The sequence below is a fragment of the Micromonospora sp. CPM1 genome, from assembly GCF_023896895.1.
In the GTDB taxonomy this organism is placed as follows: domain Bacteria; phylum Actinomycetota; class Actinomycetes; order Mycobacteriales; family Micromonosporaceae; genus Micromonospora; species Micromonospora tulbaghiae.
The window spans coordinates 179,281-193,259 of record NZ_JAMHIU010000009.1; the positions used below are offsets into that span (position 1 = coordinate 179,281).

The 13,979-nt window shown below is 74.1% G+C and carries 13 protein-coding genes; 5 read left to right on the forward strand and 8 right to left on the reverse strand.

Going from position 1 to position 13,979, the window contains the following annotated elements; genetic code table 11:
• Positions 1-104 precede the first annotated feature (104 nt).
• Complete coding sequence (locus M8C11_RS13620) at positions 105-1,046, reverse strand: hypothetical protein (RefSeq protein WP_252449787.1); 942 nt, start codon at positions 1,044-1,046, stop codon at positions 105-107.
• 99 nt (positions 1,047-1,145) lie between these two features.
• Between M8C11_RS13620 and cofD the strand changes: the two genes are divergently transcribed.
• A complete protein-coding gene (gene cofD / locus M8C11_RS13625) occupies positions 1,146-2,093 on the forward strand; it encodes a 2-phospho-L-lactate transferase (RefSeq protein ID WP_252449788.1) in 948 nt (315 codons plus the stop codon).
• Entirely contained in the window at positions 2,090-3,175 is a 1,086-nt protein-coding gene (locus M8C11_RS13630) for a coenzyme F420-0:L-glutamate ligase (RefSeq protein WP_252449789.1), read from the forward strand. Before cofD ends, M8C11_RS13630 begins: the two co-directional genes overlap by 4 nt.
• A 16-nt stretch (positions 3,176-3,191) precedes the next feature.
• Here the strand turns inward: M8C11_RS13630 and M8C11_RS13635 are convergent, their stop codons facing one another.
• On the reverse strand, positions 3,192-4,181 hold the full coding sequence (locus tag M8C11_RS13635) for a helix-turn-helix transcriptional regulator (RefSeq protein ID WP_120571556.1): 990 nt from the start codon (positions 4,179-4,181) through the stop codon (positions 3,192-3,194).
• 245 nt (positions 4,182-4,426) lie between these two features.
• Entirely contained in the window at positions 4,427-5,470 is a 1,044-nt protein-coding gene (locus M8C11_RS13640; RefSeq protein WP_252449790.1) for a DUF4185 domain-containing protein, read from the reverse strand.
• Positions 5,471-5,509: 39 nt separating this feature from the next.
• Between M8C11_RS13640 and M8C11_RS13645 the strand changes: the two genes are divergently transcribed.
• Positions 5,510-6,079, forward strand: a complete 570-nt coding sequence (locus M8C11_RS13645; protein ID WP_121683628.1) for an NUDIX hydrolase — start codon at positions 5,510-5,512, stop codon at positions 6,077-6,079.
• A 55-nt stretch (positions 6,080-6,134) separates the two neighbouring features.
• Here M8C11_RS13645 and M8C11_RS13650 read toward each other — a convergent pair whose 3' ends face one another.
• Both M8C11_RS13650 and M8C11_RS13655 read right to left on the reverse strand, forming a co-directional pair.
• A complete protein-coding gene (locus tag M8C11_RS13650; RefSeq protein ID WP_252449791.1) occupies positions 6,135-7,226 on the reverse strand; it encodes a mannose-1-phosphate guanylyltransferase in 1,092 nt (363 codons plus the stop codon).
• A 64-nt stretch (positions 7,227-7,290) separates the two neighbouring features.
• The gene (locus M8C11_RS13655) at positions 7,291-8,436 is read right to left on the reverse strand and encodes a glycosyltransferase family 1 protein (RefSeq protein WP_091418585.1); all 1,146 of its coding nucleotides are present in this window, start codon (positions 8,434-8,436) and stop codon (positions 7,291-7,293) included.
• A gap of 150 nt (positions 8,437-8,586) precedes the next feature.
• Here M8C11_RS13655 and M8C11_RS13660 point away from each other — a divergent pair, with 150 nt between their 5' ends.
• Entirely contained in the window at positions 8,587-9,276 is a 690-nt protein-coding gene (locus M8C11_RS13660; protein ID WP_252449792.1) for a TIGR03089 family protein, read from the forward strand.
• 89 nt (positions 9,277-9,365) lie between these two features.
• Here the strand turns inward: M8C11_RS13660 and M8C11_RS13665 are convergent, their stop codons facing one another.
• Both M8C11_RS13665 and M8C11_RS13670 read right to left on the reverse strand, forming a co-directional pair.
• Entirely contained in the window at positions 9,366-11,357 is a 1,992-nt protein-coding gene (locus tag M8C11_RS13665; protein ID WP_252449793.1) for an acetoacetate--CoA ligase, read from the reverse strand.
• Positions 11,358-11,510: 153 nt separating this feature from the next.
• Positions 11,511-12,026, reverse strand: a complete 516-nt coding sequence (locus tag M8C11_RS13670; protein WP_091418577.1) for an acyl-CoA thioesterase — start codon at positions 12,024-12,026, stop codon at positions 11,511-11,513.
• A 23-nt stretch (positions 12,027-12,049) separates the two neighbouring features.
• Between M8C11_RS13670 and M8C11_RS13675 the strand changes: the two genes are divergently transcribed.
• Positions 12,050-12,703, forward strand: a complete 654-nt coding sequence (locus tag M8C11_RS13675) for a hypothetical protein (protein WP_252449794.1) — start codon at positions 12,050-12,052, stop codon at positions 12,701-12,703.
• Between the two features lie 54 nt (positions 12,704-12,757).
• On the opposite strand, the gene M8C11_RS13680 is transcribed toward M8C11_RS13675, so the two are convergent.
• Positions 12,758-13,921 carry an acyl-CoA dehydrogenase family protein gene (locus M8C11_RS13680; RefSeq protein ID WP_252449795.1) on the reverse strand — a complete coding sequence of 388 codons (1,164 nt, stop codon included), beginning with the start codon at positions 13,919-13,921 and terminating at the stop codon, positions 12,758-12,760.
• Between the last annotated feature and the right edge of the window lie 58 nt (positions 13,922-13,979).

Genomic DNA, 13,979 nt, shown 5'->3' on the forward strand with positions numbered 1-13,979 from the left:
GGGCACCGGGACGGCCCGGGTGAGCCGCCGCACAGTGGCCGCCGCGACGGCAGCGGGCCGAGATGGCGGCGGGCGACGCCTCTCCGTCGCCCGCCGCGCGGGTCTCAGCGGGGCTGGTTCGGGTCCTCGCGGTCGAACCGCTGGGTGCGCTCGTCGTCGGCGGGCGACGGCGCGCCCGGCTCGGCGGACTGGCGCGGGATCGCCTGCGTCGGGTCGGCCGACGGCGGCTGGCCGAACGGCGCGGGCTGCGGCGAGCCGTACTGCGGCGCCTGCTGCGGACCGGCGTACGGCGAGCCGGCCTGCGGCGCCGACTGCGGGTCGACGGACGGCGGACCGGACTGCGGGGCGTGCGGCGGGGCCGTGTTGAACGGCGGCGCCGACTGCGGCTGGCCGTACGGGCCGGGCTGCTGCGGCCAGCCGGGCGGCGGCGAGCCGGCCTGCGGGTAGCCCTGGCCGGGCTGCTGCGGGTAGCCGCCCGGACCGGGGTAGCCACCGGGCTGACCCGGCTGCTGCGGCCAGCCGGGCTGGGCCTGGCCGTACACGCCGGGCTGCGCCTTGGGCTTCGGCACGTAGTAGAGCGTGCGCCAGATCTTGAACACCACGAACGCGGCGACCGCGAAGATCGCCAGCCAGGCGGCGCGGGTCAGCAGGCCGAGGAACGCGTCCAGCACCTCACCGTCGGCCAGCCGGCCGACCAGCCAGATCAGGAACGTCAGCGCGCCGAACACGGCGGACACGGCGTACTCGACCAGCGCCACCTGCGTGATCAGCTTGGCCTTCGGCACGACCGGGAGGATCACGGTGGCGATCAGGACCGCGAGCAGCGGCAGGACCGTCGACTCCAGGCCGATGAAGGTGAAGTACGTGCTCCCGGCCCGGCCGCTGGCCGTGCTGTAGTCGTCGACCGGCAGCAGACGCACCAGGCCGACGAAGAGAAGCACGGCGTTGGCGCCGAGAAGGACGAGCGCGGCCAGTTCGCGCAACGGCTTGATCAACTGGCTGGCCTGCGTGGCGTCGCCGGACGCGGGCTCGGCGGGGCTGGTCACGGACTCCCCCAGGGGACGAAAGCGGACAGTTGCCGAAGTGAGCGTAGTCTCTCCGGCCACCGGACGATCGACGGCGGCGCGTGCGGAAGGATGGACGCCATGCGCATCGTGGTACTGACCGGCGGCATCGGGGGCGCCCGTTTCCTGCTCGGCGTGCGGGCGTACGCCCGCGAGGTGGGCGCCGAGGTGACCGCCGTGGTCAACGTCGGCGACGATCTGCTGCTGCACGGGCTGAAGGTCTGCCCCGACCTGGACAGCGTGCTCTACACGCTCGGCGGCGGCGCCGACCCGGAGCGCGGCTGGGGCCGGGCGGGCGAGACCTGGACGGTGAAGAACGAGCTGGCCGCGTACGGCGCGGAGCCGAGCTGGTTCGGCCTGGGCGACAAGGACGTCGCCACCCACCTGGTGCGCACCCAGATGATCAACGCCGGCTACCCGCTGTCCCAGGTCACCGAGGCGCTGGCGGCCCGCTGGCAGCCGGGCGTACGGCTGCTGCCGGCCACCGACGACCGCCTGGAGACCCATGCCGTCGTCACCGACGAGCAGGGCCGGCGGGCGATCCACTTCCAGGAGTGGTGGGTGCGCCATCGGGCGGACGTACCCACCGACCGGTTCGTCTTCGTGGGCGCCGACGCGGCGAAGCCCGCGCCCGGCGTGGTGGAGGCGATCGCCGCCGCGGACGTGGTGCTGATCGCGCCGAGCAACCCGGTGGTGAGCATCGCCCCGGTGCTGGCCGTGCCCGGTCTGCGCGACGCGGTGACCGGCGGCCCGGCCCCGGTGGTCGGGGTGTCGCCGATCATCGGCGGCGCGCCGGTGCGCGGCATGGCCGACCGCTGCCTCGCCGTGCTCGGCGTGGAGTGCAGCGCGGCCGGCGTGGGCGGCCTCTACGGCGCCCGGACGGCGGGCGGGCTGCTCGACGGCTGGCTGGTCGCGCCGGAGGACGAGGGCACCGTGGTGCCGGACGTGACGGTCCGCGCGGCGCCGCTGCGGATGACCGACGAGACGGCGACCGCCGCGATGGTGCGCGCCGCGCTGGAGTTGATGTGAGGCTGGAGATCCTGCCGGTGCCGGGCATCGGCGACGTGACCGAGGGCGACGACCTGGCGGCGCTGATCACCGGCGCGGCGCCCTGGCTGCGCGACCACGACGTGCTCGTGGTCACCAGCAAGATCGTGTCGAAGGCGGAGGGCCGGCTGGTCGACGTGCCGGCCGACGGCCCGGAACGGCTCGCCGAGCGGGACCGCATCCTGGCCGGGGAGACCGCCCGGGTGGTGGCGACCCGGGGCGCGACCCGGATCGTGCAGACCCACCACGGGTTCGTGATGGCCTCCGCCGGCATCGACGCCTCGAACGTGGACAAGACCCGGCTGGTGCTGCTGCCGGTCGACCCGGACGCGTCCGCCCGGGCGCTGCGCGCCGATCTGCGCGAGCGGTACGGCCTCGACGTCGCCGTGATCGTCAGCGACACCATGGGCCGCCCGTGGCGCAACGGGCTCACCGACGTGGCGCTCGGGGTGGCCGGCATGCCGGCGATCCGCGACCACCGGGGCGAGGTCGACCCGTACGGCAACGAGCTGTTCGTCACCCAGATGGCGGTGGTCGACGAACTCGCCGCCGCCGGTGAGCTGATCAAGGGCAAGTGCGACCAGGTGCCGGTCGCCGTGGTGCGGGGTTACCTCGCCGCCACCCGGGACGACGACGAGGGCGCCCGCACGCTGGTGCGCGACGCCTCGATGGACCTGTTCTCGCTCGGCACGGCCGAGGCGCACGCGGCCGGTCTGCGGGCGGCGGCGACGCTGGCGGACCGGACCGGCACCGAGCCCGCCGACCCGGCCGCGGTGCGACGGGCGATCGACGCGGTCGCCCAGGTGGTCGCCCCGGGCACCGTCTTCACCCACGTCACCGACGACGAGGTACGCGCCGGGCTCGCCGCCACGGTGCCCGGCTGGCCCGCCTCGGCCACCGGCCTGCTGCTCGGCGCGGCGCCCGCCCCGGTCGACCCGGCGGACCTGGTCCGGTTCGGCGCGGACCTGCAACGCCTGCGCGCCGCGCTGGCCGCGGAGGGGATCGACTCGACGTTGCTCCCACCCCCGTCCGGCAGCGCCGCGAGCGCCACGCTGGCGCTCTGACTCCGGCGGGCGACGCTCAGGCGTCGAGGACGGCCCGGCCCAGCGGGGTCAGCGTGTGCAGGACGGTGTTGCGGTCACGCTGGCTGACCAGCAGTCCCGCGTTGCGCAGCACCGTGGTGTGCTGGCTGGCCGCGGCGGCGGAGATGCGCAGCCGGCGGGCCATCTCGCCGGTGGTGCAGCCCTCGTCGGCGGCCTGGAGCACCCGGGAGCGGGTGCGGCCGAGCAGGGCGGCGAGCGCCTCGCCCTGCGGTGACGCGGCGGGGCCGGACGCGGGCGTCAGGCCGGCCAGCCGGTCGACCGGGTAGACCAGCACCGGGGGCAGCGTCGGGTCGACGAGCGCCACCGGGGTACGCGAGCAGAAGAACGACGGCACGAGCAGCAGCCCCCGGCCGTCCAGGTGCAGTTCGCGGGTGTCCGGGTAGTCGAGCACCTCCAGCACGCCCGAGACCCAGCGCATGTTCGGCCGCAGGCTGGCCAGCAGCCCTTCGGCGCCACCGTCGAGCATGGCGCGCGCACGCCGGGCCCGGTCCGCCTCGACCGCCGCCTGCACCCGAGCCCAGTAGGGCGTGACCGCCAGCGACTGGTAGCGGGCCATGGCGTCGGTGAGGTGGTGCAGCGTCGCGGGCTCACCGCGTGCGAGCGCGCCGGCCGACGACGGCAGCGCTGTTTCCCCGGCCAGCCGCGTCAGGTCGCGGCGCAGCATGTCCACAGGGGTGCCCCGGACCGCGTCCAGCCCGGCCTCGATGCCCTCGCGACTGGCGGACGGGGTGAGGAAGTCCGGGAAGTAGCCGCGCGGCGGGTTGAGCGCGAGCAGCAGACGGTACTGCTCGGCGTCGGTGTCGGTCCGCAGGCCGTGCGCCACGGTGCGCCGCCACGTGGTCATCATCGGGTCCCGGCTGCGCCCCTGGAGCAGGTGCAGGCTGAGGACCAGCTCCCAGAGCGGGTCCGCGGCCGGTGCGACCCGGGTCCGCAGGACGTCCTCGCCCGAGAAAATGATCTTCAACATGGGTTGCTGCTCCCGTGCGGACGGCGGGGGTGCCCGCCACACCTCGCACTGTACCCGCCGGTACTAATCTCCATCTTTAAGCGTCAGGTGAAAAACCTCGACGCTGGACGGGCCGGTTCGGCAAACTCTCTGTTGCCCGCCGACGCCGGGGTGCAACGTCGACCCGGACGCCGGCTGACGGGCGTGGCCGGGTGGCACCACGAGGGTCTGCGACAGCAGTCGCAGGGGTGCCGCCCGGCCCTCGCTCATCCGATCCAGAGCGCCACCCGATGGTCCTCGTCGGTGACGTAGTAGCAGCGCCCCGCCAGCTCGGCCAGCCCCTCCACGTGACGGAACGGCGCCAGCTCCGCCACCACCTCCCCGGCCACCAGCGCACCCCCGCCCGCGTCGTGCCGGAACCGCACGTGCCGGGAGGTCACCTCGCCGCCGTGCGGGTGGTCGTCCAGCAGCACCGAACCCTTGCCCAGCGCGTCGATCGACCCGGTCACCGCCGCGTAGCCGCCGTCGCCCGTCGGGGTGATCGCGCGGAAGCCGGCCAGCGCCCCGGGCGGCGTCACGCCGGTCAGCGCGTACGCCCCGAGCGCCAGCAGCTCACCCGGCCGCTCCGGATCGTCGAACATCTCCGGTACACCGGCCAGCTCGACGTAGACCGGCTCTCCCTCGGCGGTCACCGGGAAACGCAGGCCCAGCAGCGCCGTACCGGCCGGGGTGAACGCCGCCGCCTCGACGTTGATCGGCAGGTCGTCCGCGGCCAGCCGGGTCACCCAGCTCTTCGCCCGGGCGGTGCCCCGGGCCAGCGTCTCCACGATGAACCGCTGCCGGACCCGGTCACCGGGCGGCAGCAGCGTCAACGGAGCGGCGGCGAGCGCGTCGTTCACCGCCCGGTGCAGCCGGAAGCGGTTGCGCACCACGCGTACCGGCAGCGGCCCGGCCACCGCGTCGTCCTCCCGGAACCGGGCCACGAACGCGCGCCGGGGCCGCAGCGGGCCGCCCTTAAACCCGAAGTGCGAGCCGAAGACGTACACCCAGCCGTCGTGGTGGGCCAGCGCCTCGCCGTCCTCGGTCCGGCCGTTCTCCCGGCCGGCGTCGGCGGCCACGTGGTGCGCCTCCCAGTGGCCGTCGTCGCGCTCCAGCAGCAGCGCCAGGCACTGCTCGACCGGCCCCTCGTCCAGCACCGTCCAGAAGCCGCGGCGCGCGCCGTGCGCCCGCAGCAGCGCGGCCGACCGCACCGGCAGGAGGTCGCTCGCCTCGTTACCGGCCACCAGGAACTCGACGAGTCGCAGGGTCACCGCGCCAGGGTACGGAGGCGGCGCTCGTAGAGTGTCCGGGTGCCCGATCTCATCCCGTACACCGAGTTGCACGCCGATGCCGTCGCGACGCTGAGCCGCTGGACGGCGACCAGCCCCGCCGCCGACGCCGCCCGGGACCGGACGCTGGCGCTGCTGGCCGACGGACCGGTGGCGATGAGCCGGACGCACCGGGCCGGGCACGTCACGGCGAGCGCGCTGGTGCTCGACCCGGACGGCCGGGTGCTGCTCTGCCTGCACGGCAAGATCCGCAGGTGGGTGCAGCTCGGCGGGCACTGCGAGCCCGGCGACCGGACCCTGGTGGCCGCCGCGCTGCGCGAGGCCACCGAGGAGTCCGGCATCACCGGCCTGACCGTCGAGCCGGACCCGATCGACGTGGACATCCACCAGGTCGCCTGCCAGGGCGGGTCGTTCCACTACGACGTCCGGTACGCCGTCCTGGCCCCGGCCGGGGCGGTCGAGCGGGTCAGCGCGGAGTCCGAGGCGCTCGGCTGGTTCCCGCCGGACCGGCTGCCCGAGCCGCTCGCCCACGCCACCGCCCAGCTCGTGCCGCCGGCGCTCGCGGTGCTGGCCCGCCACGCCGGCGGCTGAGCGGCGGTACCACGCCGCGCCGCCGGACGCGTCGCCACTCCGGCGGCCCGGCGGATCAGACCAGGCCCTCCTCGCCGCGTTCCTTCAGCTCGTCCACGATCTTCTTCACGTCCTGCGCGCGGTCGCGGGGGCAGACCAGCAGCGCATCAGGGGTGTCCACGACGATCAGGTCGTGCACCCCGACGGTCGCCACCAGCCGGCCGGAGTGCGGCACCACCACGGTGCCGGTGGTGTCGTGCAGCAGCACGCCCGGCTTCGCGTCCCCGCCCAGCACCACGTTGCCGGCGCCGTCGGCGGGCAGCACCTCGCCGAGCGTGTGGAAGTCGCCCACGTCGTTCCAGCCGAAGTCGCCGGGCACCGTGGCCACCCGGCCGGCCGTCGCCGCGCCCTCCATCACCGCGTAGTCGACCGAGATCCGGGGCAGCGTCGGCCAGATCCGGCCGAGCACGTCGTCCTGCTCCGGGGTGCCCCAGGCCGCCGCGATGGCGGTGATCCCGGCGTGCAGCTCCGGCTGCTGGCGGGCCAGCTCGGACAGGAAGACGTCCACCCGCCAGACGAACATGCTGGCGTTCCAGAGGTGCCGGCCGGAGCGGACGTACACCTCGGCCACCTCGGCGGCCGGCTTCTCCTTGAACTCGCGGACCGGGCGCAGCGGGCCGTCACCCACCGGGTCGCCGGTCTCCAGGTAGCCGTAGCCGGTCTCCGGACGCGTCGGGGTGATGCCCACAGTCATCAGCAGCCCCTGCTCCGCGCCCCGGATGGCCTGGCGAACCACCTCGGCCAGCCGGGCCGGGTCGCCGATCAGGTGGTCGGCGGCGAACGAGCCCATCACCGCGTCCGGGGTCCGGGCGGCGATCACCGCGGCGGCCAGCGCGATCGCCGCGCAGGAGTCCCGCGGCGACGGCTCGACCAGGATGTTCTCCTCCGGCAGGCCGGCCAGTTGCCGAGCCACCGCCGCGGCGTGCGCGGCCCCGGTGACCACGAGCGTGCGCTCCGGGGTGGTCAACGGCGACAACCGGTCGACAGTGGCCTGCAGCAGCGAGGCGGGGGTGCCGGTCAGCGGGTGGAGGAACTTGGGATGGCCGGCACGGGACAACGGCCACAACCTCGTGCCGCTGCCGCCCGCCGGGATGACGGCGTAGAACATCAGCACATCATGCCCGAAGCGGGCGAGCCGTCACGGTCGGTCGCCCGGGACCGGCGACCGGCGCTCAGGACCGGGCCCGTCGCCACGCCGCGATGTGGACCTCCGCGCTGGACTCCCAGGTGAACTCCTTGGCCCGGTCGAAACCGGCCTTGGCCAGGGACAGCCGCCGCTGCTCGTCGTCCAGCAGGGCGCCGAGGTCGGTGGCGATCTGGTCCGGGTCCTCGCTGGTGTAGGCGACCGCGTCGCCGCCCACCTCGGGCAGGGACAGGCGCGGCGTGGTGAGCACCGGGGCGGCGCACGCCATCGCCTCCAGGATCGGCAGGCCGAAGCCCTCGCCGTAGGACGGGTATGCCGCCACCAGCGCACCGCCGAGGAAGCCGGGCAGGTCGGCGTAGCGCAGGTAACCCGGGCGCAGCAGCCGCAGGTGCGACGGGACCTCGGCCACCGCGCGGTCGATGTCGTCGTCGTGCCCCTGGCCGCCGGCCACCACCAGCGCGGGCGGGTTCGGCCGGTCGGCCACCGCCCGGGCCCAGCCGCGGATCAGGTTGGGTACGTTCTTGCGCGGCTCCTTGGCCCCGAGGAACGCGATGTAGCTGCTGTCGCCGAGACCCAGCCGGGCCCGGACACGTGCCTTCTCCTCGTCGCCCGGCGCGTGGAACGCGTCCTGGTCGACGCCGTGGTAGGCGACATCGATCCGGGTCGGGTCGGCGTCCAGCAGCCGGATCAGCTCGTCGCGGGTGGCCTTGCTCGGCACGATCACCCGGCCGGCCCGGCGCAGCGACGTCTTGATCGCGCTGCGGAAGAACGTCCGGCGCGACTTGTCGTAGTGCTCCGGCTCGGTGAAGAACGTCGCGTCGTGCACGGTGACAGTCACCGGACAACCCGCCCGCAACGGGCAGGTGTAGAACGGCGAGTGCAGCACCTCGGCGCCGACCTGCTGGGCCAGCAGCGGCAGGCCGGTCTGCTCCCAGGCCAGCCGCGCCGGCCGGTGCGCCACCGCCGCCGGGGCGGGGATCACCTCGGCGCCGGGCAGCATCCGGGTGTAGCGCTCCAGGTCGGTGCGGAGACTCACCACGGCCAGGTCGACGCCGGTGCCGCAGACCCGGCCCAGCGCGCCGAGCAGTCCGTCGACGTATCTACCGACGCCGCCACGGTCGGCGGGGACACTCGTGGCGTCGATGAGAACGCGGGGCGGGCGACCGGCGGTCACGGGGCGACTCCTCAGGTGGCGCAGTTGTGGGGAAGAACACTCTCGGCAAGCCTACGCCGGGCCGGACGCAAGGCGCTGACCGCGACCCGACGGTACGCCGACTTGTCGTTGTCATCGAGTACGCACGCGGGGCGCGTATCGTTCGCGCCGATGGCCGACAACATTGCCCGGGTGTTCGCCGACGCGATCGCGCCCGACCCCACCCGACCGCTGCTGACCTGGTACGACGACGCCACCGGCGAGCGCACCGAACTGTCCGGGGCGACGCTCGCGAACTGGGTGGCGAAGACCGCCAACCTGCTCACCGACGAGGTGGGCGCCGCGCCCGGCGACGCGGCCGGGGTGCTGCTGCCGCCGCACTGGCAGACCGCCGCCGTGCTGCTCGGCTGCTGGTCGGCGAAGCTGACGGTGGCCGGCACGCCGGGCCCGGTGGAGGCGCTGTTCGTGGCCACCGACCGGGTGGACGAGGCGGCCGGGTGGCCGGCCGGCGAGCGGTACGCGCTGGCGCTCGACCCGTTCGCGCTGCCGATGCGGCAGGTGCCGGCGGGCTGCACCGACTTCGTCTCGGCGGTACGCGGGCACGGCGACCACTTCACGCCGGACCCGGCCGGCGGCGAGGCGGACGCGGCGCTGCTGGCCCGGGCGGCGGCCCGCGCCACCGAGCTGGGCCTGACTCAGGGCGACCGCCTCCTGGTCGACGTGACCGCCCACCCCGACCCGGTCGACTGGCTGCTCACCCCGCTCACCGCAGGAGCCAGCGTGGTCGCCTGCGCCCACCCCGACCCGACCCGCCTTGAGGCGCGCTCCACAACCGAGCAGACCACGCACACCCTGGCCTGAGCCGCCGCCCTCCCCCTCCCCGTCGATCTTGCACTTTCGGTCCTCGGCGCGGGGCATTCGCCCCTTTCGCCGGGGCGGAAAGTGCAAGATCAGCGAGGGGAGACAGGGCTGTCGGTGGCGGCCCGGCGCTGGGCCAGGGCGGCGAACGCCGTCAGGGACTCGGGATTGGCGAGGGCGCCCTTGGCCGCCGCGCTGTCCACCGGGGTGCCCGTCAGGATCTTCTTCACCGGCACCTCCAGCTTCTTCGCGCTCAGCGTGCGCGGCACGGCCCGGACCTGGTGGATCTCGTCCGGCACGTGCCGCGGCGACAGGGCGGTACGCAGCTCCCGGCAGATCTTGCGCCGCATCTCGTCGTCGAGTTCCAGGCCGTCGGCGAGCACCACGAACAGCAGCAGCTCGCCCGCGCCGCCCTCGTCGTCCTCCAGGTGCACGACCACCGAGTCGACCACCTCGTCCAGTCCCTCGACCACGGAGTAGAACTCGGCGGTGCCCAGCCGTACGCCGCCCCGGTTGAGCGTGGCGTCGGACCGGCCGGTGATCACGCACCCGCCGCGCTCGTTCACGGTGATCCAGTCGCCGTGGCGCCACACGCCGGGATAGACCTCGAAGTACGCCTCCCGGTAGCGGGCGCCGTCCGGGTCGTTCCAGAACCCGACCGGCATGCTCGGCATCGGCTCGGTGATCACCAGCTCGCCGAGCTGCCCGATCACGGCGCTGCCGTCGGCGGAGCGGGCCTCCACCTTCGCGCCGAGCGCCCGGCAGGCGATCTCACCGGCGTACACCGGCAGCAGCGGCACGCCGCCGACGAACCCGGTGCACACGTCAGTGCCGCCGGACAGCGACTGGAGCTGGAGGCGGTCGCTGACGTTTTCGTACACCCATGTGAAGCCCTCGGCCGGCAGCGGCGCGCCGGTCGAGCCGAGGCCGCGCACCGCGGACAGGTCGGCGATGTCCCGCGGCACCAGCCCGGCCTTGCGGCAGGCCAGCAGGAACGGCGCGGACGTGCCGAAGTACGTGGTGCCGGTGTCGGCGGCCAGCCGCCACAGCGCGCCCAGGTCGGGGTGGCCCGGGTTGCCGTCGAACAGCACGATCGCCGCGCCCACCGCCGGGCCGGAGACCAGGAAGTTCCACATCATCCAGCCGGTCGTGGTGAACCACAGGAACCGGTCGGACGGACCCAGGTCGTGGTGCAGCGCCAGCATCTTGAGGTGTTCCAGCAGGATGCCGCCGTGGCCGTGCACGATCGGCTTGGGCAGGCCGGTGGTGCCGGAGGAGTAGAGCACGTACAGCGGGTGGTCGAAGGCGACAGGCGTGAACGTCAGCGGCTCGTCGGTGTCCGCCGCCAGCTCCGCCCACGGCAGCGCGCCGTCGGGCGCCGGGCCGTCCGGATCGAGGTACGCGATGGCGACCGTGTGCCGCAGCGACGGCAGCGCGGCCCGGATCGCGGCCACCTCGGCGCGCCGGTCGACCGGCTTGTCGCCGTACCGGTAGCCGTCCACGGCGACCAGCACCGTGGGCTCGATCTGCTGCCAGCGGTCGGTGACGCTGCGGGTGCCGAACTCGGGCGCGCAGGAGGAGAAGATCGCGCCGAGGCTGGCGGTGGCGAGCAGCAGCACGTACGTCTCGGGGATGTTCGGCGCGTACGCGGCCACCCGGTCGCCCGGCCCCACGCCGAGGCGGCGCAGCCCGGCGGCCACCCGGCGGACCCGCTCACGCAGCCCGGCCGCGGTGAGCGTCTCCGGTGCGCGGGTCTGCCCGTGCGCGATCACCGCCGGGTCCTCGTCGCCCAGCCCCGGCATCCGCAGCACGTTCTCGGCGTAGTTGAGCGTCGCGCCGGGGAACCAGCGGGCGCCCGGCATGGCCCGGTCGGTGAGGGTGGCACTCGGCGGGGTGTGCGCGACGACGTCGAACCAGTCCCAGATCGAGCGCCAGAAAGCGTCCAGGTCGGTCACCGACCACTGCCACAGCGCGTCGTAGTCGGCGAACTCCAGCCCGCGGTGCTCGGCCAGCCAGCGCAGGTAGTCACCGATCCGGGACCGCTCCCGCACGTCCGCCGGCGGCGTCCACAGCACGTCAGCCACTGTTCCACCCTCCCCTGGGCCCGCCACGACGGTGTGCCGGAGCCGTGGCGCCATCTTGCCCTACCTCGTGCCGCCATTGTCCGCGCCGGGTGCGCCGTACGGGGCGTGCCCCGCCCACACCCCGCACCCCGCGCCGGTGTGGGCGGGCACCGGTCAGCCGGCCCGGTGGGCCTGGATCGCGCGGCGCCGGGCGAGCCGGTGCGCACGCCGGATCTCGGCCTCCCGGAAGCGGCGCTCGTCCTCCGGCGTCTCGGGCAGCACCGGGCGGACCGGGCGGGGCGAGCCGCCCACGTCGACGCCCACGAAGACCAGGTACGCGGTGGCGACCCGGACCGGCTCCTCCTCGGCCGAGTCCCAGCGCTCGGCGACCACCCGCACCCCGACCTCCATCGAGGTCTGGCCGGTCCAGTTGATCTGTGCGTGCGCGTGCACGAGGTCGCCCACCCGGACCGGCTCGGAGAAGACGATCTCGTCGATGGACGCGGTCACCGCGGTGCCGCCGCTGTGCCGCGCAGCCGCCGCACCGGCAACGTCGTCCACGAATTTCATCAGTACCCCACCGTGCACGGTCCCGTACAGATTGACATCGACCGCGGTCATGATGCGACTGAGCGTGACGCGGGAGTACGAGGTCGGCTTACCCGGCGGGACCGCGGGATGATCTGTCATGCCGGAAACGGTACGGTGCGCGGATGCGACATCTCTGGAGCTTCCTCGCCGGGTTGGCGGTGGCACCCGTCACCTGGGTGCTCGTCACGCTCGGTCAGGACGGATCTGAGCGGACCGTCGACCGCTGGGTGGAGATCGGGACGTACAGCACGCCGAACCTGATCGAGCCGGCCGTCTATCTGGGCGTCGCCGGCATCCTGCTCGGCCTGCTCGGCACGTTGCGCTTCTCGCCGTTCGGCCCGCTGGTGGCCGGCCTGCTGCTCGCGGTCCCGTACCTCGGACTGTTCGTCGCGCCGTTCAGCGTGCGGGACCGGGTGCCGGACGACCTGAAGCTGCTCGGTGACCCGCTGCCGCTGCGCGGCCCGCTCGACAACGGCACGCTGTTCCTCATCGGCGTGCTGCTGCTGATGGCCGTGTTCAGCACGAGCCGCTGGCGGCGCCCCGCCACACCCGCGACGGCCGAGGCGGAGCTGACCCCGGCCGTCACACCGGTGGAGCACAAGCCGGCGCTCACCGACTGGCCCCCGGCGCCGGCGAAGGACCCGGACACGCCGCCGCTCACGCTGGCGTACCCCGAGGCCCCCACCGAACCTCTGCCCCGCCGCACCGGCGGCGAGTCGCCGTGGTCCGCGCCCCCGCGCGGCGCGGGCCGGCCGGAGGGCACCGAGAGCCGTTGAACGAGCGCGGGCGGGCCGGTACGCAACCGGCCCGCCCGCCCGAACGCCCTGCGGTCAGCCCTTGAGCAGCTGACGCGCCATCACGATGCGCTGCACCTGGTTGGTGCCCTCGTAGATCTGGGTGATCTTGGCGTCCCGCATCATCCGCTCGACCGGGTAGTCGCGGGTATAGCCGTAGCCGCCGAGCAGCTGGACCGCGTCCGTGGTGATCTCCATGGCGGCGTCCGACGCGAAGCACTTCGCGGCGGCGCCGAAGTAGGTCAGATCCGCGTCGCCGCGCTCGGACTTGCCGGCGGCGGTGTACGTGAGCTGCCGCGCCGCCTCCAGCTTCATGCCCATGTCGGCGAGCATGAACTGGATGCCCTGGAAGTCGGCGACCGCCTTGCCGAACTGCTTGCGCTCCTGGACGTAGCCCTTGGCGTAGTCCAGCGCGCCCTGCGCGATGCCGACCGCCTGGGCGGCGATGGTGACCCGGGTGTGGTCCAGCGTCTTCATGGCGGTGGCGAAGCCGGTGCCCTCGGCGCCGATCATGCGGTCGGCCGGGATCCGGACGTTGTCGAAGTAGACCTCGCGGGTGGGCGAGCCCTTGATGCCGAGCTTCTTCTCCGGGGCGCCGAAGCTGACGCCCGGGTCGGACTTCTCCACCACGAACGCGGAGATGCCCTTCGACCGGGCTGTGGAATCGGTCACGGCGAACACGGTGTAGTACTCGGACACGCCCGCGTTGGTGATCCACCGCTTCACGCCGTTGAGCACCCAGTGGTCTCCGTCACGTACCGCCTTGGTGGTCATCGAGGCGGCGTCGCTGCCCGCCTCCGGCTCGGAGAGGCAGTAGGAGAACATGCCCTCCCCGGCCGCGACCGGGGTGAGGTACTTGCGCTTCAGCTCCTCGGAGCCGGCCAGCAGCAGCGGCATGGTGCCCAGCTTGTTCACCGCCGGGATCAGCGAGGACGACGCGCAGGCCCGGGCCACCTCCTCGATCACGATGGCCGTGGCCAGCGCATCCGCGCCGGCGCCGCCGTACTCGACCGGGATGTGCGGGGCGTGGAAGTCGGCCGCGCGCAGGGCCTCGTACGACGCCTTGGGGAACTCACCTGTCTCGTCCGCCTCGGCGGCGTGCGGAGCCACCTTGGCCGCACAGACCTCACGGACCGCCTCCCGGATCGCCTCGTGCTCCTCCGGCAACCGGTAGACGTCGAACGACTGCTCTGCGGCCATGTCGGCCCTCCCCTTTCACCGCTATCATGCGCAGTCTGTGCCGCCCGGGGGCCGACGA

Excerpts from the sequence above, each read along its gene's own strand:
- M8C11_RS13675 (WP_252449794.1), top strand. The coding sequence starts at position 12,050 with ATGCGACATCTCTGGAGCTTCCTCGCCGGGTTGGCGGTGGCACCCGTC.
- M8C11_RS13635 (WP_120571556.1), bottom strand. The coding sequence starts at position 4,181 with ATGTTGAAGATCATTTTCTCGGGCGAGGACGTCCTGCGGACCCGGGTC.
- M8C11_RS13650 (WP_252449791.1), bottom strand. The coding sequence starts at position 7,226 with ATGTTCTACGCCGTCATCCCGGCGGGCGGCAGCGGCACGAGGTTGTGG.
- M8C11_RS13680 (WP_252449795.1), bottom strand. The coding sequence starts at position 13,921 with ATGGCCGCAGAGCAGTCGTTCGACGTCTACCGGTTGCCGGAGGAGCAC.
- M8C11_RS13660 (WP_252449792.1), top strand. The coding sequence starts at position 8,587 with ATGGCCGACAACATTGCCCGGGTGTTCGCCGACGCGATCGCGCCCGAC.
- M8C11_RS13670 (WP_091418577.1), bottom strand. The coding sequence starts at position 12,026 with ATGACAGATCATCCCGCGGTCCCGCCGGGTAAGCCGACCTCGTACTCC.
- cofD (WP_252449788.1), top strand. The coding sequence starts at position 1,146 with ATGCGCATCGTGGTACTGACCGGCGGCATCGGGGGCGCCCGTTTCCTG.